19 protein-coding genes are annotated in these 18,518 nt (G+C 70.1%); 11 read left to right on the forward strand and 8 right to left on the reverse strand.

Translation table 11 applies throughout. From position 1 onward, the window contains the following. Positions 1-35 precede the first annotated feature (35 nt). Positions 36-1,019, reverse strand: coding sequence for a ketopantoate reductase family protein (locus tag KBX46_RS17615; RefSeq protein WP_210793265.1), 984 nt, complete (start codon positions 1,017-1,019; stop codon positions 36-38). A gap of 129 nt (positions 1,020-1,148) precedes the next feature. Beyond that, a complete protein-coding gene (locus KBX46_RS17620; RefSeq protein ID WP_210793266.1) occupies positions 1,149-1,892 on the reverse strand; it encodes a M50 family metallopeptidase in 744 nt (247 codons plus the stop codon). A gap of 100 nt (positions 1,893-1,992) precedes the next feature. Here KBX46_RS17620 and KBX46_RS17625 point away from each other — a divergent pair, with 100 nt between their 5' ends. Both KBX46_RS17625 and KBX46_RS17630 read left to right on the forward strand, forming a co-directional pair. Further along, the gene (locus tag KBX46_RS17625) at positions 1,993-2,538 is read left to right on the forward strand and encodes a Uma2 family endonuclease (protein ID WP_210793267.1); all 546 of its coding nucleotides are present in this window, start codon (positions 1,993-1,995) and stop codon (positions 2,536-2,538) included. A 127-nt stretch (positions 2,539-2,665) separates the two neighbouring features. Beyond that, positions 2,666-3,418, forward strand: coding sequence for a GH25 family lysozyme (locus KBX46_RS17630; RefSeq protein ID WP_210793268.1), 753 nt, complete (start codon positions 2,666-2,668; stop codon positions 3,416-3,418). Between the two features lie 82 nt (positions 3,419-3,500). Here the strand turns inward: KBX46_RS17630 and KBX46_RS17635 are convergent, their stop codons facing one another. Next, positions 3,501-3,728, reverse strand: coding sequence for a hypothetical protein (locus KBX46_RS17635; RefSeq protein WP_210793269.1), 228 nt, complete (start codon positions 3,726-3,728; stop codon positions 3,501-3,503). 65 nt (positions 3,729-3,793) lie between these two features. After that, positions 3,794-5,800 (reverse strand): serine/threonine-protein kinase, encoded by a 2,007-nt coding sequence (locus tag KBX46_RS17640; RefSeq protein WP_210793270.1) that lies wholly within the window; start codon positions 5,798-5,800, stop codon positions 3,794-3,796. Between the two features lie 90 nt (positions 5,801-5,890). Between KBX46_RS17640 and KBX46_RS17645 the strand changes: the two genes are divergently transcribed. The 6 genes from KBX46_RS17645 (at position 5,891) to KBX46_RS17670 (ending at position 10,609) form a co-directional block, all read left to right on the forward strand. Beyond that, positions 5,891-6,085 carry an acyl-CoA carboxylase subunit epsilon gene (locus KBX46_RS17645; protein WP_088946190.1) on the forward strand — a complete coding sequence of 65 codons (195 nt, stop codon included), beginning with the start codon at positions 5,891-5,893 and terminating at the stop codon, positions 6,083-6,085. A gap of 89 nt (positions 6,086-6,174) precedes the next feature. Next, entirely contained in the window at positions 6,175-6,633 is a 459-nt protein-coding gene (locus tag KBX46_RS17650; RefSeq protein WP_210793271.1) for a hypothetical protein, read from the forward strand. Continuing rightward, entirely contained in the window at positions 6,630-8,000 is a 1,371-nt protein-coding gene (locus KBX46_RS17655) for a hypothetical protein (RefSeq protein WP_308159567.1), read from the forward strand. Before KBX46_RS17650 ends, KBX46_RS17655 begins: the two co-directional genes overlap by 4 nt. Before the next feature lie 11 nt (positions 8,001-8,011). Continuing rightward, positions 8,012-9,142, forward strand: a complete 1,131-nt coding sequence (locus tag KBX46_RS17660; RefSeq protein WP_374224980.1) for a S8 family serine peptidase — start codon at positions 8,012-8,014, stop codon at positions 9,140-9,142. A 148-nt stretch (positions 9,143-9,290) separates the two neighbouring features. Beyond that, positions 9,291-9,959 (forward strand): nucleoside triphosphate pyrophosphatase, encoded by a 669-nt coding sequence (locus KBX46_RS17665; RefSeq protein ID WP_210793272.1) that lies wholly within the window; start codon positions 9,291-9,293, stop codon positions 9,957-9,959. Beyond that, positions 9,956-10,609, forward strand: a complete 654-nt coding sequence (locus tag KBX46_RS17670) for an O-methyltransferase (protein ID WP_210793273.1) — start codon at positions 9,956-9,958, stop codon at positions 10,607-10,609. Before KBX46_RS17665 ends, KBX46_RS17670 begins: the two co-directional genes overlap by 4 nt. A gap of 134 nt (positions 10,610-10,743) precedes the next feature. Here KBX46_RS17670 and KBX46_RS17675 read toward each other — a convergent pair whose 3' ends face one another. The 3 genes from KBX46_RS17675 to KBX46_RS17685 form a co-directional block, all read right to left on the reverse strand. Beyond that, a complete protein-coding gene (locus KBX46_RS17675) occupies positions 10,744-11,499 on the reverse strand; it encodes an ABC transporter permease (protein ID WP_088946186.1) in 756 nt (251 codons plus the stop codon). Between the two features lie 94 nt (positions 11,500-11,593). Next, positions 11,594-12,553: an ATP-binding cassette domain-containing protein gene (locus KBX46_RS17680; protein WP_210793274.1), complete on the reverse strand. Its 960-nt coding sequence runs from the start codon at positions 12,551-12,553 to the stop codon at positions 11,594-11,596. A 121-nt stretch (positions 12,554-12,674) separates the two neighbouring features. Next, entirely contained in the window at positions 12,675-13,286 is a 612-nt protein-coding gene (locus KBX46_RS17685) for a PadR family transcriptional regulator (RefSeq protein WP_210793295.1), read from the reverse strand. 148 nt (positions 13,287-13,434) lie between these two features. Here KBX46_RS17685 and KBX46_RS17690 point away from each other — a divergent pair, with 148 nt between their 5' ends. Next, positions 13,435-15,186 (forward strand): biotin carboxylase N-terminal domain-containing protein, encoded by a 1,752-nt coding sequence (locus KBX46_RS17690; protein ID WP_210793275.1) that lies wholly within the window; start codon positions 13,435-13,437, stop codon positions 15,184-15,186. 75 nt (positions 15,187-15,261) lie between these two features. Here KBX46_RS17690 and KBX46_RS17695 read toward each other — a convergent pair whose 3' ends face one another. Next, entirely contained in the window at positions 15,262-16,155 is an 894-nt protein-coding gene (locus KBX46_RS17695) for a LysR family transcriptional regulator ArgP (RefSeq protein ID WP_210793276.1), read from the reverse strand. Between the two features lie 69 nt (positions 16,156-16,224). Between KBX46_RS17695 and KBX46_RS17700 the strand changes: the two genes are divergently transcribed. Next, positions 16,225-16,821, forward strand: coding sequence for a LysE/ArgO family amino acid transporter (locus KBX46_RS17700; protein ID WP_099850481.1), 597 nt, complete (start codon positions 16,225-16,227; stop codon positions 16,819-16,821). An 82-nt stretch (positions 16,822-16,903) separates the two neighbouring features. Further along, entirely contained in the window at positions 16,904-18,343 is a 1,440-nt protein-coding gene (locus KBX46_RS17705; protein WP_099850479.1) for a GuaB1 family IMP dehydrogenase-related protein, read from the forward strand. The last annotated feature ends 175 nt before the right edge of the window (positions 18,344-18,518 follow it).

Genomic DNA, 18,518 nt, shown 5'->3' on the forward strand with positions numbered 1-18,518 from the left:
GAACACGCGCCGGGCAGGGTCGTCGGTTGCCCCGATCAGGCGATCATCTTCTCCAGCTCGACGAGCGGGAACGCGCCAGCCGCGATCCGCTCCCGGACCGCCCGGCGTACGGCCCGCTGGACGGCGACGTTGACCGGCGTCGCCACGCCGTGCAGCCGGCCCAGCAGCGCGATCTCGCCGTTGAGGTGGTCAACCTCGGTCGAGCCGGTGCCCCGGGCCAGGCTCTGCCAGGTGGAGCCACCCGAGCGGGCCTCGCCGTCGACCGGGCGCTGCCCCACCAGGTCACCGCGTTCGGCCTTCTCCTCCTCCGGCGAGGTGTGCGCGATCCCGGCGGCGGCGAGCGCGGCGACACCTTCGGCGCGTACCCGCTCGACCAGCGCGTCCGGGATGCCCTGCCCGAGCAGCGCCTGGAGGCCGTTGCCGAGGTTGCTGAGCAGCTTGCCGTACTTCCAGCGCAGCACGTCCGCGCGCACCGGGGCGACGAAACCGGCGGCGTCCAGATCCGCGGCGATGGCCCGGTCGGTGTCGTCGGCGCCGCCCGGGTAGCGACCGATGTGGAGCATCCCGGGGTGCGGGTAGCCGTTGGCGACAACCACGCCCGGGTCCAGATGGGTGGCCGGCAGCCAGACACAGACCGGGTGCACGTCGGCGAAGAGGCGTAGCGCCGCTCGCTCGTTCGCCACCCCGTTCTGGGCGGTCACCAGCGGCAACCGCTCGCCCGCCGTGCCGCCGCCGACCACCGGGGCGTCCACCCAGGCGGCCAGCGCACCGGCGGTGTCCTGCGACTTGACGGTTAGCACCAGCACCGTGTCCGAAGGCAGTGGCCGCTCGTCGGGCCCGTCCACGGCGGTGAGCCGGGCGGTGACCTCACCGTCGGGCTGCCGCAGGGTCAGACCCCGCGCACGAATCGCGTCCAGGTGAGCGCCCCGGGCCACCAGTGTCACGTCCCTGCCGGCCTCGGCGAGCCGTACGCCGATGGTCCCGCCTACCGCACCCGCGCCAATGATCACGTACCGCATGACGCCCATTCTGCCCGCCGCCACCCCTCCCGCCGTCGATCATGGAGTTGTGGTGCCTGGCTGCGGAGGTATTGCGGCTTTCGCGGCCCACCACAGCTCCTTGATCGACCCGGACGGAGGCCGGGGGGGTCAGAGCGTCAGGCCTGCATCGGTGAGGATCGGGCCGGTCAGGAGCAGGGCGCCTGCGATCAGGGCGGCCAGGTTGACCAGGGCGAAGACGGTCACCCAGAAGAACGCCGGGAACGGGGTCAGCCCCGCGAGCTGGTCGGCGTCGGAGGCGGGCATCCGGCCGCGCGACCGCAGCCGTTGCAGCTCCACCACCGGTCGCACCCCGCCGAGCAGTAGAAACCACACCCCGGCGTACGCGAACGCGGCCTGCACCTGCGGGGTGGCGTACCAGGAGACGGCGAACACCAGCGCGCCGGTGACCAGCAGCGACACCACGCCGAAGGCGTTGCGGATCATGATGAGCATGGCGAGCAGCAGCGCCACCGCAACCCAGAGCAGCAGGGTGATCCGGTTGCCGCCGAGCAGCCACGCACCGGCCAACCCGACCAACGGCGGGGCGACGTATCCGGCGAGCAGGGTGAGGATCATGCCGGGACCGGTGGGGCGCCCGGCGGAGAGCGTAAGCCCCGAGGTGTCCGAGTGCAGCCGGATACCGCGCAGCTTGCGCCCGGTGAGGAGGGCGACGAGCGCGTGCCCGCCCTCGTGGGCGATGGTGATGGCGTTACGGGCGATCCGCCAGGGCAGTCGGGTGGACACCACCACCAGCGCGACGGCCGCGGTGATCAGCACCAGCAGCGGGGGCGGGTCCGGCTGCGCGCCGAACAGCGTGTCCCACAGGTCGCCCAGCCCGTCGATCGACATCATGGGGCGCGAGCCTACCGGCGGCGTTCCGTGTCGCTCCCGAGGCACCGGCTCGTAGTGCCTGAGACGGATCGGGTGGCCATGAAGGCAGAGGTGATTACAGATGGGGTCGTTGTCCTTGGAACACCACATCGGACTCTGGACCGAGGCCGACTACTTCGCCCTGGGTGAGACCCCGGACCGGATCGAGCTGCTCGACGGGAGCCTGCTTCTGAGCCCGGTCCCGAGTAAGCGCCACCAGTTGGTATCGCGCCGGCTGGCCGACCATGTCGAGCGCGCGGCCGACGGCCTCGCCGTCTTCGGAGCGGTCAACGTGCGGCTCGGGGTGGATCGGATCGTCATCCCGGATGTGGTTGTTGCGGACACCGACGACGAGGGCACGGCGGTGGAGGCTGCCGAGGTGGTGCTCGTCTGCGAGATCGTCTCGCCCGGCAACGCCGCCGCCGACCGGCTGGTCAAGATGCAGCTCTACGCCATTGCGCGAATCCCCTGGTACCTGCTGGTCGAGCAGGACGGGGATGGTCACTCGTTGCGGCTGTTCCGGCTGGACGGTGAGCACTACGTCGAGGACCAGGTGGCAAAGCCGGGCGAGACTCTGACCGTCGTCGAGCCGTTCCGTTGGCAGCTCGACCCGGCCACTCTGCGCTGAACCACCCTCTCCACGACCACGGGGGCCTTCACGCCCTGCTGATGAAGCTTTTTTCTGCCCACCTTGTGATCTAGGGCACTTACCTTCAAAGATGGTTGTCGATAGAGCCACCCACTTGGAGGCACTCATGGCCCGTACCCGATCATCGCTGCGCCGCGCACTCGCGGCCGGCCTCACCGTCCTCGCCACCGCGGCGGCGGCCCTGGTCGCGACCGCCGGACCGGCGTCCGCCGCCACCACCCCGGGCGTCGACGTATCCAACTACCAGGGCGCCATCAACTGGACCAGCGTCCGCAACGCGGGCATCCAGTTCGCCTTCATCAAGGCGACCGAGGGCACCAGCTACAAGGACCCGCGCTTCAACGCGAACTACGTCAACTCGTACAACGCCGGGGTGATCCGCGGGGCGTACCACTTCGCCCGGCCGAACATCTCCGCCGGCTCCACCCAGGCCAACTACCTGGCCTCCAACGGTGGCGCCTGGTCGGCGGACAGCCGCACCCTGCCGGCGGCCCTGGACATCGAGGGCAACCCGTACGCCGGCGGCTACTGCTACGGGCTCAGCACGACCGGAATGCGCAACTGGGTGCAGGACTTCCTGAACACCTACCGCTCCCGCACCGGCCGGTACGCGGTCATCTACACCACCGCCAGCTGGTGGAACCAGTGCACCGGCAGCTGGACCGGCCCGTGGGCGAACCACCCGCTCTGGCTGGCCCGCTGGTCGAGCACGCCGGGTGCCCTGCCGGCCGGCGCGTCGGTGTGGAGCTTCTGGCAGTACACCAGCACCGGGGCCGTCTCGGGAATCAGCGGCAACGTGGACCGCAACTACTGGAACGGCGACCGGAGTCGACTGATCGCGTTGGCCAACAACACCTGATCGGGCCGTTGGCGGCAGCGGGGTCGACGGTCACCACACGGTCGACAATCGGTCCGGCTGCCGCCACACACCGGGCTACGGGTCAGGCCCGCCGCCGGCTCAACGCCGGCACCACAGCTTCCTCACGGGCCAACGCGCCCCTGCGGGTGAGCCGCCAGGCGGCCACCCCGAAACCGGCAACGATCACGACGCCGAACAGTGCGATGAGCGCCGGAATCCCCATGGTGACCAGCAGCAGAACAGCGTCGCCGAGCGCGACGAGCATCCACAGTGCCAGCCGAGGCCGGGCGTCCCTCCGTCGGTAACCCATGTCGTGCCTCCCTCCGTCGTCGAAGGTCAATTACCCAGGACGACGCAAGGTCATGCGAATCAATTTCAGTCCTGACGGTCGGGCACGAAACCCTTGGCGATGCGGTCGAAATTCGGCAGGTTGGCCTGCCAGTCCTTCTCCGCGATCTCCCACCGCAGGGCGTAACCGCGGTTCTTGGCCGTCACGAACCCGCGGTTGCGGACGTGGATCCGCTGCCCGTCCCGGGTCTCCAGCCACTCCCAGTCCCCGCAGGTCTTCCAAAAGTCGCAGCCGACGATGCCGAGGTTCTGGTAGTTCTTGACGCGGCTTGCACGGTTCGGCTCCTGCTCTCGCCAGTCCTTCACCGCGTCCTTCGCCGGCCTGTCGGTCCACTGCACCAGCAGCTCGCCCGGTCCGTTCGACTCGTCGAAGACGACCGTGAACCTGTCGACCTGACTCCGCACCCAGCCGTCGGGGATCGGCAGGGTGAAGCCGGCCGGGTCCCGGTGCAGCTTCCAGCCCGCCGGCAACGCGTTCGGGTCGACCGAGGGCGTGGCCGACGGCGTCGGACTCGGGGCACCGCTGGTGGGCGGTGGCACAGCCGGAGCGGTGGTCGGCGGCGGCGCGGACGTCGCGGCGGCCCCGGTCGGGTTGGCCTGCGGGGTCTTGTCGTCATCCTTGCTGAGTAGCGGCACGATCACCACGAGGCCGACCAGCAGCAGCGCGACCAGGGCCCCGATCAGCACGTTGCGTCGGGTGTTGCTCGGCTTCGTACCGCCGTACGTCGGCACCGCCGCACGACCGGCGGGGCTCACCGGCGGCATGAGCGACGTCGGCGTCGACGGCTTGCGCTGTTCCGGAGCCACCGGCGGGCCGTCGACGACCGTCGGCTCGTCGTCGGGGGTGCTCGTGCCGTCGCCGGTGTTCGTCGTACTGTCGCCGGTCGTGTCGCCAGTGGCCGCGACCTTCGTGGTCGGCTCGGCATCGGACGGGCGGTCGATCGTGGCGGTCGGCTCGGCCGGCACCGAGGCGGTCGGGTCGGCGTCGTCCACACCGGACGGAACGACGGTCGTGGGCGTGGCGTCGGCGGCGGAGGTCGCGGCAGCAGCGGAGGTCGCGGCGGAGGTGCTCGCGGCGGCGGCCGGCGGCGGCGACACCGGCCGGTCGACACTCTCGGCAGGTCGCGGCGCCGGCACCACCGGCAGGCGCGGCTGGCGCGGGCCGTTCGGCCCCGGCCGGCGTACGCCATCGAGCAGTGAAATCCCGCGCGCCCGCTTGCCCCCGGCGCGGCGCAGCAACCGCTCCGCCACCTCGGCGGTGATCCGCTCGTTCGGGTCCTTGCGCAGCAGCCCGTTGAGCACGGCCTTGAGCGGGCCGGCGTTCTTCGGCGGCGGGATCGGCTCGGTGGCCAGCGCGGCCAGGGTGCCGATCGCCGACGGCCGAGCGTACGGAGACTTGCCCTCCACGGCCGCGTAGAGCGTCGCGCCCAGCGACCACAGGTCGGCCTCCGGCCCGGCGGTGCCGTCGCGGGCGCGCTCCGGGGAGATGTACGCCGGTGAGCCGAGGACCATGCCGGTGCGGGTCACATTGGGGTCACCCGGGATCGTGGCGAGACCGAAATCGGTCAACACCACCCGGCCGTCGTCACCGAGCAGCACGTTGCCCGGCTTGACGTCGCGGTGCATGACGCCCGCCTTGTGCGCGGCGCTCAGGGCACCCAGCACACCGAGGCCGATCTCCACCGTCTGGGCCACCGACACCGGGCCGTCTTCGGCGAGAGTGTCCTGCAACGACTTCGACGCCACGTACTCCATGACGATCCACGGATCGCCATCGGTGCGCAGCACGTCGAAGATGCGGACGACATTGGCGTGGTTGAGCCGGGCGATGGCCCGCGCCTCCCGCAACGAGCGCTCCCGCATCTCGCGGCGCTCCTCGTCGGTGAGACCGGGCGGCGGCACCAACTCCTTGATGGCGACGTCCCGGTGCAGCACCTCGTCGCGCGCCTTCCACACCCGGCCCATGCCGCCCTGGCCGAGCGGCGACAGAAGCCGGTATCGGTCAGCGACGAGTTGGGGAAGCGCGTTCGACATCGGTGAGACGGTACCCGGACCCGCCGACGCTCACACCGCCGGCACGCCACTGTCCGCTTCCCGCAACTTCGCCCCGCGTACCCTGGCGTCATGTCTGCCGAAGAGCCGCTGATCCGGGTCGTCCGCGGCGTACCCACCGCCGAGGAACTGGCCGCCCTCGTGGGGGCGATCGTCGTCCGCTCCCGCCCGGCCACGGCCCCCGCACCGGCGACCACGTCCGCCTGGGCGCGCAGCGGCCGACCGGCCAGCTCCCGCGGGTGGCGCGCCGCCGGCCTGCCCCGCTGACCCGACCCGCCCGGGCGGGGGCTGCCAGGGGCACGCCCAGCCGTTACCCTCACTCAGGGAAGCGGTGCCGTCACAGGTAGGGAGGATCCATGATCCCCGAAGAGGACAGGCCAGCGCCCTGGCTGCGCGGTTACGGCGGCATCGAGGCCGACATCAGCCAACTCCGCGACTTCGCCGACCGGCTCGCCGCCGAGGTCGAGAGCAACTACGCGCCGCACCTGTCGTACATCGCCGAGGACATGTCCGCGAAGCTGCCCAACCCGTGCGACGCGTTCGTCGAGCTGGTCACGTTCCTGCACGCGCACCACGAGACGCAGCAGGCCACCGCCGACATGGTGTACGCCGTCCGCGGCGCCACCGGCCACCTGGCCGCCGCCGCCGATCGGGTCGCCACCCACTACGCCGACAGCGACGCCTTCACCGCCGCCCGCGTCGTCGACGTGCGACGGGCCCTCGCCGACCCGAGCACCGTCCTGCCCGGCCGCCCGACGCCCATGCTGACCGACCCGACCGGTCCCGAGGCCGAAGGACCGGTGGTGCTGCCGTGATCGAACGGGGCACCGGCCGCACCTCCGGCCTCACCGACTGGCAGCTCATGGACGTCAACAGCATGTGGGCCTGCCTGCACGACCACGACACCGCCAACCACTGGAAACAGGTCGCCGGCTGGCGCAAGGTCTGCGACCTGGCCCAGATCCACCTCGGCCGCCTCCAGGAATACCGGCGCGGGCTCGCCGAGGCCTGGCCACCCGAGACCAGCGCCGCCTCCAGCACGTACCTCGCCGAACTCGACCAGCTGATCGACAAGGTGCGGCGCACCCACGACGCCGCCGCCGCGAACTACACCGCCCTGTCCGCCGCCACCCAGGCCATCGGCACCACCCGCGCCGCGCTCAGCAAGATCTACGAGGAGTACGCGGCCAAGCTCCAGCAGAAGCAGGCGTACGACTCGATGGCCGCCGACCCGAAAGCCGTGATGGGCAACCGGGTCACCGAGGCGCCCGTTACGGACGGCGAGCTGGAACGGCTGAACTCGCAGGCACGGGCCATGATGTTCAGCCTCAGCGGAGAACTGCAACAAGCCCAAGCGACGCTCCAAAAACCACCTGCAGCACCGCGAAGCGCACGGCAGCCCGACGACCCCGACGTCTATGGCAGCTATCTGGCACCTGCCATACCACCGATAGTGTCGGTGCCTTTACCGACTTCCTCGACCACCCATTCTCCCGGCCCAAATGGGGAGCGCGTGGTTTCCACCCCCTCAGGAATAGGACCAGTTCTCGGCGGGGCCGCAGCTGGAATTTCGTCGCCACCGGCCGCCATAACCCCATCAACCATTCAGGCAGCGGGAACGGCAGGCCCACCAGTTGCCAACGGGCCTGGTTCCGCACCAGGGATTCCCCCTACCTCTATTGCATCGTCGGCGGCGCCTACTATACGGACGCCCCAGTCTGGGCCGATTGGAAGGCCAATCAACGTAGGCTCAGAAGGCAGCAGGACACCACCCGCCCCAGCCGTCCGCCCTGCCCCTTCGGCCGGAGGGTTAATTGGGGGTATGCCGGGATCGAACCTAGGGCAACCCGCAATTAACTCTGGCACGCCTAGGAGGGTGAACCCCATTGGCGGGGTCATTGGTGGTGGCGGTGCTGGGACAGCACCCACTGGTTCAGCAGGAAGCCGGCCCGGCGGGGTGCGCAGCATCAACGCAGGCACGAATGGCTTTCCGATCGGCGGTGCCCCCGGATTGCTCGGCGGCGGGAGTAGGCCGAAGCCGCCGGGTGAAGTTGGCGACAAATCTCGCCAGTGGGACCCGGACAACCCATGGGAGATTGACAATGGCGTCCCTCCGGTGGTTCGCCCTCCAGACAGGGATGATCCGGTCGACCCTGGCCCGGCAATCGGCTTCAACAGGTGACCACACCATTCCTGGCAGGCATATCTGGCCTAGCTCTGACTGGGGCACTGATTTTGGCTGGTCTTGCAGCCCCACCTCAGAATCCGGATCTCATACGAGGCGACCAATGGCATTTGCCTTTCCTGGCCGTCGACAAAGTGCACCTGTTGACGCAAGGGGCCGGGGTGATTGTCGCAGTGCCAGACTCTGGAGTCGACCCTCATCCTGATCTCCAGGAAAACCTGCTCGCCGGAACCGATGTAATCCCGGGAGGAAACGGCGACGGTCGCCAAGATTTAGACAGTCACGGTACCTCAATGGCTGGCCTGATCGCCGCGCATGGCGGCACAAATAGCCGAGGTGCTCTCGGGATTGCACCTAAGGCAAAGATCCTTCCAATCTTTGACACCCCAGCCAACGGCGAGGGCGACCCTGATGCATTGGCCTCCGGTATCGATTTTGCCATTGCCCGGGGCGCCGACGTTATTAGCATCTCGGCGGTTGCAGGTGCGAGCGTACGACTCCAGCAAGCCATCAAGGCTGCCAAGGATGCCGACATCGTCGTGGTTGCAGCAGCGGGCAATCGGCCCCCAGACGCCAGCGTGCGCTACCCCGCCAGCGAAGAAGGCGTGATCACAGTGGGTGGCGTTGATCGCGCTGGACTACACGCGGCAATCTCGGTGACCGGGCCGGAGATCGACGTGGTCGCTCCCGCAGTCGATATCTACAGCACCAGTTACGACGGCAAGTATTCGAAGGGCACTGGCACGTCGAGCGCGACGGCGATCGTGGCAGGGGCGGCGGCCTTGATCAGGTCGAAGTACCCCTATCTGCCCGCACGTGAGGTAGCGCACCGGCTCACTGCGACCGCCGTCGACAAGGGCCCGCCTGGGCGTGACGACGAGTACGGCTATGGTGTGATCGACCTGGTGGCGGCACTGACGGCAGACGTACCGCCGATTGGGTTTGAGTCGGTGAGCGCGCCGGCTGGTGCTGGCCCGTCGACGACGGCGGCCGGGCAGCGGCCGGGTGATGATGGCAGCGGCGCGACGGCTCGTGGCCTGGCCACTCTGGGCGTGATCGTGGCTACCGGGGTGGCTTGGGCGGTGGTGGCGCGGCGTCGGCGCCGCAGTGATGATCCGCCGCCCAGAATCAGTCGCTGATCGGTCTGCGGCAGGCTGATCGACTCGAGTTTCTTGATGTCGCGGTATCCAGGCCAGCAGGACACCGCGATTTCAAGGAACCCGAGTCGATCAAAGGCGAGCCCGAGTCTTGAGTCGTGGTGGAGGGCTTGCCGGTAACGTCGGGCTCGTGTCTGACTCTTTGCCGCTCCGCCTCGTGCTCGCTTCGGCGAGCCCTGCCCGTCGTAAGTCCCTCCAGGCCGCCGGCATCGAGCCGGACGTGCTGGTCAGCGGGGTGGACGAATCCCTGGTGGTGACCGACCGGGCCGAGGAGTTGTGCCTGGAGTTGGCGCGGCTCAAGGCACAGGCGGTGCTGACCCGGCTGAGCCCGGCCAGCGATCAACGCACGTTGGTGATCGGCTGTGACTCGGTGCTGGCGTTCGACGGGGAGATCCTCGGCAAGCCGGCGGACCCGGCCGATGCGACGCGGCGTTGGCAACGGATGCGTGGGCGCAGCGGTGTTCTGCACAGTGGGCACTGCCTGATCGACGTGGTCGCCGGACGTCGCGCGGAGGCGGTCGCGTCGACGACCGTCCACTTCGCAGACATCAGCGACGACGAGATCGCCGCGTACGTGGCCAGTGGCGAGCCGCTGGCCGTGGCCGGCGCGTTCACGATCGACGGGCTCGGTGGGGCGTTCGTGGAGCGGATCGAGGGTGACCCGGGCACGGTGGTCGGGTTGTCGATGCCGCTGCTGCGCCGCCTCCTCGCCGAACTCGATCTGCGGATCACCGACCTCTGGACGAAGGTCGCGCCGGGCGGCCAATCTGTCGAGCCACTCGGTAACGTCCGGTCATGACCACCAAGTCGATCCCGCTCACCGATGAGCTGCACGCGTACCTTGTCGCACACGGCGCTCCGCCCGACGAGATCATCCAGGACCTGGCCGAGGAAACCCGGTCGGTGTTGCCGGAGCACGCCTCCATGCAGGTGGCACCGGAGCAGGCGGCCTTCCTGACCTTCCTGACCCGGCTCCTCGACGTGCGGCAGGCCGTCGAGGTCGGCACGTTCACCGGGCTGTCATCGCTGGCGATCGCCCGCGGGTTGCCCGACGGTGGGCAACTGACCTGCTTCGACGTCTCCGAGGAGTTCACCGGCATCGCCCGGCGCTACTGGGCGCGTGCCGGTGTGCAGGACCGGATCGACCTGCGGATCGGCCCGGCCGGGGAGACGTTGCGGGAGTTGCCGCACGAGCGCTACCTGGACTTTGCGTTCATCGACGCCGACAAGACGGGCTACCCGGTCTACTGGGCCGAGTTGGTGCCCCGGATGCGACCCGGTGGAGTGATCGCGGTCGACAACGTCCTGCGCGGCGGGCGGATCCTCGCGCCGCAGAACGAAGGCGACCGGGCCATCGCCGCCTTCAACGACGAGGTGCTCGCCGACGTACGGGTGGACCCGGTGATGCTGCCGATCGCGGACGGCCTCACCCTCGCCCGGGTGCGCTGAGCGCAATGATCGACTCGAGTTCCTGGAAGTCGCGGCATCCTACGCGGTAGGACACCCCGACTTCCAGGAAACCGAGTCGATCAAGGGCGAGCAGGCAAGCCAGGACAGCCCCAGGCAGGCAGGCCGGCCAGCTTCTAGCGGACGCTGCGGGCGAACTGGCGTGCCGCCCAGTAGACGCCCAGCACGGCGAGCACCGCGGTGATGCTCAGGCCCTGCCAGACCTTGTCGCTGCCCAGGTCACCGGCGAACAACGCGCGGGTGCCGTCGACCGCCCAGGAGAACGGGTTCCAGTCGGCGATGCCCTGCAACCAACCGGGCGCGAACGTCAGCGGCAGCAGGATGCCGGACAGCAGCAGCACCGGCTGCGCCACGGTGTTCATCAGGGGGGCCAGCGCGTCCTCGCTCTTGACCTTGAGCGCCACGCCGTAGGAGACGGCCGAGGTCATGAGGGCGATGAGGGCCAGCATCAGGTACGCCAGCAGCAGGTCACCGATGAAAACCCGCAGGTCGAACAGGAGCGCCAACAGGGTGATGATGACGGCCTGCACGAGAAGTGAGACCACGTCGCGCAGCGAGCGGCCGAGCAGCAGGGCGAGCCGGCTGATCGGGGTGACCCGAGAGCGTTCGATGACCCCGGCTCGCAGCTCGGCGATGAGGCCGAAGCCCTGGAACAGGCCACCGAAGATGGCCAGCAGGACGAGCAGACCGGGTACGAAGATCTTGTAGGCGGCGGCCTGGGTGGGTGCGTTCAGGGCTGGCTTGAGCAGCGGGGCGAAGAGCAGCAGGTACATCACCGGCTGGAAGACGCCGACGAAGACCCAGACCGGGTTGCGCAGCAGCAACTGGGTCTGCCGCTGGAAGATCAGCCACGTGTCACGGGCAAATTTCATGAGTGGTCTCCGGGTGATCAGGACTCGCGCAGCGAGCGGTGGTCAGGACTCGCGCAGCGAGCGGTGCCGGTAGAAGAGCCCGGCCCGCTGCTGGTCAGGACTCGCGCAGCGAGCGGCCGGTCTTGGTGAGGAAGACGTCGTCCAGGCTGGGTCGGTGCAGCTCGATCGAGCGCAACTCCAGGCCTGCGTGGTCGAGTCGGCGTAGCACCTGCGGGATGGCGGTGGCGCCTTCGTCGACGTAGAGGCGCAGGCCGCCCTCGTCGACGGTTTCCAGCTTGTTGACGTACGCCTCGCCGTCGAGCGACTGGGCGGCCTGTGGGGTGGCGGCCAGGTCGAGGCCGACCAGCACGACGTCGCCGGAGATCTCCCGTTTGAGCTCGGCGGGGGTGCCCTCGGCCACGATCTCGCCGTTGTCCATGATCGCGATCCGGTCGCAGAGCGCGTCTGCCTCGTCCAGGTAGTGCGTGGTGATGAAGACGGTCATCCCGTCGTTGCGCAGCCGCCGGATCTCGTCCCACATGTGCGCGCGGCTCTGCGGGTCGAGGCCGGTGGTCGGCTCGTCCAGGAAGACGATCTTCGGTTCGTGGATGATGCCGAGCGCGATCTCGACCCGCCGGCGCTGTCCACCGGAGTAGGTCTTGCACTTGCGGTCGGCGTACTCGGTGAGCTGGAAGGCGTCCAGCGCGCGGGCGGCGCGGCGCTGCGCGTCGGCCTTGCCGATGCCGTACATGCGGGCGTGCAGCACCAGCTCCTCGCGGGCGGTGGACTCGTCCCAGGTGCTGCCGCCCTGCGGGACGTAGCCGATCCGTCGGCGCACCTCGGCCGGGTCCTTGCGCAGGTCGGCGCCGGCGATGGTGGCGTCGCCGCCGTCCGGCTCGATCAGCGTGGCGAGCATCCGCAGCGTGGTGGTCTTGCCGGCGCCGTTCGGGCCGAGGAAGCCGAAGATCTCGCCCTCGGCGACCTTGAGGTCGACGCCCCGCACGGCGTCCACCGTCTTCGTCTCTCGACCCGCGCGGGAGCGGAAGGACTTCCGCAGCCCCCTGGTCTCGATCATCTCTGCTCCTGGTCGTTCGGGTCGGCCGGGCCGACCTCCGAGTGGGACGACGCCGGACGGCGCACTCCCCCGCTGTGCCGTCAGCAGGCTAACGCGATATAGCTTCTATGGTCAACGTTGATTATTTCGCGTTGGAGCCCGGCGGGTCCCCGTCGTTCCCCCAACCCGACCAACCTTCGGCGTTCTCCAGCTCAGCAGGCAGGTACGACACACCGGATTCGATCCGTTCCGCGATCCGCTCGCACCAGCCCAGCTCAGCCTCCGCCCGCTCGGACCAGAGTTCGAACAACCAACCGACGTGCACCGGCTTGCTCTTGCGCATCCAGTCGGACTCCAACGAGGCACGCATCGAGGCGACGCTGGCGCGCAGCAGGTTGGCCCGGTTCCGTAGGGCCGCCGCCGCCTCGGTGCGGGGCAACGCCGGCAGGAAGCCGAACGCCGCGGAGAACGGGTCCAGCGGCTCGGACAGCCCCCACCAGAAGCCGCGGAGCAACGTCTGGAACTCGTCCTCCCCCGTCGACGTCACCTCGTACGTGGTCCGTGCCGGACGGGCACCGACCTGCTCGGTGGCAACGGCCCTGAGCAGCCCTTCCTCGCTGAGCTTGCGCAGGGCGTGATAGATCGAGCCGGGCTGCACGTTCGCCCACTTGTCGGCACCCCAGCTCAGCAGCTCACGGCGCACGTCGTAGCCGTGCACGGGCTGCATCCACCGCACCAGACCGAGGATCATCAATCGAGTCGAAGACACCACACAAGCGTAATAGACAAGTTTGACTAGAGCGTTGCGGCACAGTGCGGCATCCCACACTGAGCGATCGTTAGGGCCAGCAGGGTGGCCGATACACTCCCCGTCAGTAACCTGCCCGGGAGGAGCCACGAAGGTGCGCAAGGTACTCATCGCCAACCGCGGCGAGATCGCCGTCCGGGTGATTCGTGCGTGCCGCGACGCCGGTCTGGACAGCGTCGCGGTGTACGCGGACTCCGACCGTGACGCCCTGCACGCCACCCTCGCGGACGAGGCGTACGCGCTCGGCGGCGACAGCGCGACCGAGACGTACCTGCGCATCGACAAGCTGCTCGACGTCGCCGCCCGGTCCGGCGCCGACGCCGTGCACCCCGGCTACGGCTTCCTCTCCGAGAACGCCGACTTCGCCCAGGCTGTCATCGACGCCGGGCTGACCTGGATCGGTCCCACCCCGCAGGCGATCCGCGACCTGGGCGACAAGGTGACAGCGCGGCACATCGCCCAACGCGCCGGCGCTCCGCTGGTGCCGGGCACCCCGGACCCGGTGGCCAACCCGGACGAGGTGATGGCGTTCGCCGTCGACCACGGCCTGCCGGTCGCCATCAAGGCCGCCTTCGGTGGCGGCGGACGCGGCCTCAAGGTCGCCCGGACGATGGAGGAGATCCCGCAGCTCTTCGAGTCGGCCACCCGGGAGGCGGTCGCGGCGTTCGGCCGGGGCGAGTGCTTCGTCGAGCGTTACCTGGACAAGCCCCGGCACGTCGAGGCGCAGGTCCTCGCCGACCAGCACGGCAACGTGATCGTGGTCGGCACCCGGGACTGCTCGTTGCAGCGTCGGCACCAGAAGCTCGTGGAGGAGGCTCCCGCGCCGTTCCTCAGCGACGCCCAGCGGGCCCAGATCCACGACAGCGCCAAGGCGATCTGCCGCGAAGCCGGTTACCACGGCGCCGGCACTGTCGAATACCTGGTCGGCGTGGACGGCACCATCTCCTTCCTGGAGGTCAACACCCGACTCCAGGTCGAGCACCCGGTCACCGAGGAGACCGCCGGCATCGACCTGGTCCGCGAGCAGTTCCGGATCGCCGACGGTGAGAAGCTGCGGATCACCGAGGACCCGACACCGCGTGGGCACTCCATCGAGTTCCGGATCAACGGCGAGGACCCGGGCCGCAACTTCCTGCCGGCCCCGGGCACGGTCACCGCACTGCGGCTGCCCACCGGCCCGGGCGTGCGGGTAGACACCGGCATCTCGGCCGGCGACGTGATCGGCGGCAACTTCGACTCGCTGCTCGCCAAGGTGATCATCACCGGTGAGACGCGGACCGAGGCGCTGGAGCGCGCCCGTCGCGCGCTGGACGAGATGGTCCTCGACGGCATGGCCACCGCACTGCCGTTCCACCGGCTGGTCGTGCGGGACGAGGCGTTCACCGCCGAGCCGTTCAGCGTGCACACCCGGTGGATCGAGACGGAGTTCCACAACACCGTGCCGCCGTTCACCGCCGCCGCCGGCGCCGCCGAGGCGCCGGCCGAACGCGCGACCGTCGTGGTCGAGGTGGGTGGCAAGCGCCTCGAGGTCAGCCTCCCCGCCAGCTTCGGCGGGAGTACGACCACCGCGGCACCCGCCTCCCGCAAGGCGGGCCGGCGCGGTGGCGGTGCCAAGGCCGGCGCTCCGGTCGGCGGCGACACTCTCGCCTCACCGATGCAGGGCACCATCGTCAAGATCGCAGTGGCGGACGGCGACACCGTGGCCGAGGGCGACCTGGTGGTGGTGTTGGAGGCGATGAAGATGGAGCAGCCGTTGCACGCCCACAAGGCGGGTACGGTCAGCGGTCTCAGCGCCGAGGTCGGCGCCGTGATCACCGCCGGCGCCCCCATCTGCACCATCGCCTGAGCGACTGCCCGGAAGGCCCCTGACGGCTGCGGCGGGCGATCGGCCCCGACGTAGTGGGTTAGACGGGGCCGGCGGTCAGCGCAGGCTCTCGGCGGCGACCGCGCGGACGGCGGCGGTCAGGGCGTTCAGCACGTCCGACTCCAGTCGCCAGTGCTGCCAGTGGAGCGGGACGTCCAGGTGTCGGCCTGGCACGAGGTCGACGCAGCAACCGGTGGCCAGGTCGGCCTCGGCGATCTGCTCCGGCACCATGCTCCAGCCCAACCCGAGCCGGAGAGCCTCGCTGATGGCCGGCACCGACGGCACGTAGTGCACCGGCGGGTCGAGCGGTCGGCCCGCCACCGCACGGATGAAGCGGTGCTGCACCCGGTCCTTCCGGTCGAAGACGATCAGCGGCGTGACCGCCAGCGCGGACGCGGTCAAACCCCCGGCGAAGTGGGACGACGCGAACTCCGGGGTGGCCAGCGCGCGGTAGCGCATGGCCCCCAGCCGCAGCACACGACAGCCCTGCACGGCCTCCCGCTGGGCGGTGACCGCCGCCGTCACCGAACCGTCCCGGAGCAGGTCGGCGGTGTGGTCCTGGTCGTCCTGCCGCAGGTCGAAGGAGAGCCCGGCCTCCTGCGGCAACCGGGCCAGCGCGGCGGGGAACCAGGTGGCCAGTGAGTCCGCGTTGACCACCACGGCGACCCGGACGCGGCCACCACCGGCCAGCGGGCCTCGGGCGTCGGCCAGTGCCTCCCGTTCGAGCAGCGTGAGCTGGCCGGCCAGGCGCAACAGCGGGCGGCCGGCGTCGGTCGCCACGCACGGTCGGGCCCGGCGGACCAGCACCTGGCCGACCGTCTCCTCCAGTGCTTTGATCCGTTGACTCACCGCCGACGGCGTGACGTGCAGCAGCCGGGCCGCCGCATCGAAGCTGCCCTCCGACACCACCGCGGCGAGCGTGCGCAGCTGCGCCGAGTCGAGACCGTCCATAAGCAGAGCTTAAGTTGCGTCAGAATCTTTAGTTGGACTGGTGGAGGTCGAGAGCCCTAGCGTCGATCCGTGCTCACCTCCGCCGTCGCCGGCTTCTCGATCTCCATCGCCCTCATCGTCGCCATCGGCGCCCAGAACGCCTTCGTCCTGCGTCAGGGCCTGCGCCGCGAGCATGTCGTACCCGTGGTGCTGACCTGCGCCGCGTCGGACGCGCTGCTGATCATGGCGGGCGTGGCCGGGGTCGGCACGCTGGTGACGGGTCGGCCGGGCCTCCTGGCGGCGATCCGGTGGGGCGGAGCCGCGTTCCTCCTCTGCTACGCGCTGCTCGCCGCCCGCCGCGCGCTGCGTCCCGGCGCCCTGTTGCCCACCGAGCGTCCGCCGGCCACGTTGGGGGCGACCCTGCTCGCCTGCGCCGCCTTCACCTACCTGAACCCCCACGTCTACCTGGACACCGTGCTGCTGCTCGGCGGGGTGGCCCAGCAGCACCCGCACCGGTGGGTGTTCGGCGCCGGAGCCGCCCTGGCCAGCGGGGTCTGGTTCACCGCCCTCGGCGTCGGCGCGCAGCGCCTCGCGCCGCTGCTCGCCCGTGCCGGCGCCTGGCGGGTGCTGGACGCGGTCATCGCCGTCGTGATGGCCGGGCTCGCCGTGGCGCTCCTGGTGGGCTGACCAGCTCTGACGCGGCGTCGACGGGAGTGTTTTCCACGACCACCGGCGGCGGGACGCACCACGAGCGGGGATGATGGGCCGAGTGCGGTTCCTACACGGCGCGGCTCCCGCGCACGACCTGACCTATACCGACGTCTTCATGGCGCCGGCCCGCTCCGACCTGGGCTCCCGGCTCGACGTCGACCTTTCCACCAGCGACGGCACCGGCACCACCATCCCGCTGGTCGTGTCGAACATGACAGCGGTCGCCGGCCGGCGGATGGCCGAGACGGTGGCCCGCCGGGGCGCGATCGCGGTGATCCCGCAGGACATCCCGATCGAGGTGGTGGCGAATGTCGTCGCCTGGGTCAAGCAGCGGCACCTGGTCTACGACACGCCGATCACCCTGGGGCCCACCGAGACCGTGGGCGACGCCATCCACCTGCTGCCCAAGCGCTCGCACGGCGCGGTGATCGTGGTCGACGACGCCGGCCGGCCCATGGGCGTGGTCACCGAGGCGGACACCACGGGCGTGGACCGGTTCGCTCAGCTGCGGCACGTGATGTCCACCGAGCTGCACACAGTGCCGGCGGACGCGGACCCGCGTACCGGTTTCGACCTGCTCTCGGCGGGCCGTCGCCGGCTCGCTCCGGTGGTGGACGCCGAGGGCCGGCTGGTCGGGGTGCTGACCCGGCAGGGCGCGCTGCGCGCGACCCTCTACACGCCGGCGGTGGACGACCGCGGTCGGCTTCGCATCGCCGCGGCGGTCGGCATCAACGGTGACGTGACCGGCAAAGCCGCCGCGCTGCTGGAGGCGGGGGTGGACACGCTGGTAGTGGACACCGCGCACGGCCACCAGGCGCGGATGATCTCGGCGCTTCAGGCGGTCCGCAAGCTGGACCCGGGGGTGCCGGTGGCGGCTGGCAACGTGGTGACCGCCGAGGGGGTACGCGACCTGGTCGAGGCCGGGGCGGACATCATCAAGGTCGGCGTCGGGCCGGGTGCCATGTGCACCACCCGGATGATGACCGGCGTGGGTCGGCCGCAGTTCTCCGCCGTGCTCGACTGCGCCGCCGCCGCCCGCGAGTTGGGCCGGCACGTCTGGGCCGACGGCGGGGTGCGCCACCCACGGGACGTGGCGCTCGCGCTCGCCGCCGGGGCGTCGAACGTGATGATCGGCTCCTGGTTCGCCGGCACCTACGAGTCCCCCGGTGACCTGTACACCGACGCGGACGGCCGGCGGTACAAGGAGAGCTTCGGGATGGCCTCGGCCCGGGCGGTCAGTGCCCGTACCGCCGACGACAGCCCGTACGACCGGGCCCGCAAGGCGGTGTTCGAGGAGGGCATCTCCTCGGCCCGGATGCACCTGGACCCGGCGCGACCCGGCGTCGAGGACCTGATCGACGAGATCATCGCCGGGGTGCGCAGCGCGTTCACGTACGCCGGCGCACGGGACCTGACGCAGTTCCACGACCGGGCGATCGTCGGCGTGCAGAGCGCCGCCGGCTTCACCGAAGGAATGCCCCTCCCCACAAGCTGGTAACCCCACCACCCATCCTCGTTGATCATGAAGTTATTGCCTCTCGCATCGGGGTGGTTTCTAAGGTTCAGTGCAACTGATCTTGGTTGTGCTGGGGGTGTTGGTGGCCAGGCCGGGTGTGTTGACGTTCGGGCATCGGCAGGTGTTGGAGCATCTGTGGGGTGCGGGTCGGCGCATT

Origin of the sequence: Micromonospora sp. C81 (assembly GCF_018070425.1) — a bacterium.
GTDB lineage: Bacteria > Actinomycetota > Actinomycetes > Mycobacteriales > Micromonosporaceae > Micromonospora > Micromonospora zamorensis.

Excerpts from the sequence above, each read along its gene's own strand:
- KBX46_RS17615 (WP_210793265.1), bottom strand. The coding sequence starts at position 1,019 with ATGCGGTACGTGATCATTGGCGCGGGTGCGGTAGGCGGGACCATCGGC.
- KBX46_RS17620 (WP_210793266.1), bottom strand. The coding sequence starts at position 1,892 with ATGATGTCGATCGACGGGCTGGGCGACCTGTGGGACACGCTGTTCGGC.
- KBX46_RS17625 (WP_210793267.1), top strand. The coding sequence starts at position 1,993 with ATGGGGTCGTTGTCCTTGGAACACCACATCGGACTCTGGACCGAGGCC.
- KBX46_RS17630 (WP_210793268.1), top strand. The coding sequence starts at position 2,666 with ATGGCCCGTACCCGATCATCGCTGCGCCGCGCACTCGCGGCCGGCCTC.
- KBX46_RS17635 (WP_210793269.1), bottom strand. The coding sequence starts at position 3,728 with ATGGGTTACCGACGGAGGGACGCCCGGCCTCGGCTGGCACTGTGGATG.
- KBX46_RS17640 (WP_210793270.1), bottom strand. The coding sequence starts at position 5,800 with ATGTCGAACGCGCTTCCCCAACTCGTCGCTGACCGATACCGGCTTCTG.
- KBX46_RS17645 (WP_088946190.1), top strand. The coding sequence starts at position 5,891 with ATGTCTGCCGAAGAGCCGCTGATCCGGGTCGTCCGCGGCGTACCCACC.
- KBX46_RS17650 (WP_210793271.1), top strand. The coding sequence starts at position 6,175 with ATGATCCCCGAAGAGGACAGGCCAGCGCCCTGGCTGCGCGGTTACGGC.
- KBX46_RS17670 (WP_210793273.1), top strand. The coding sequence starts at position 9,956 with ATGACCACCAAGTCGATCCCGCTCACCGATGAGCTGCACGCGTACCTT.
- KBX46_RS17675 (WP_088946186.1), bottom strand. The coding sequence starts at position 11,499 with ATGAAATTTGCCCGTGACACGTGGCTGATCTTCCAGCGGCAGACCCAG.
- KBX46_RS17680 (WP_210793274.1), bottom strand. The coding sequence starts at position 12,553 with ATGATCGAGACCAGGGGGCTGCGGAAGTCCTTCCGCTCCCGCGCGGGT.
- KBX46_RS17695 (WP_210793276.1), bottom strand. The coding sequence starts at position 16,155 with ATGGACGGTCTCGACTCGGCGCAGCTGCGCACGCTCGCCGCGGTGGTG.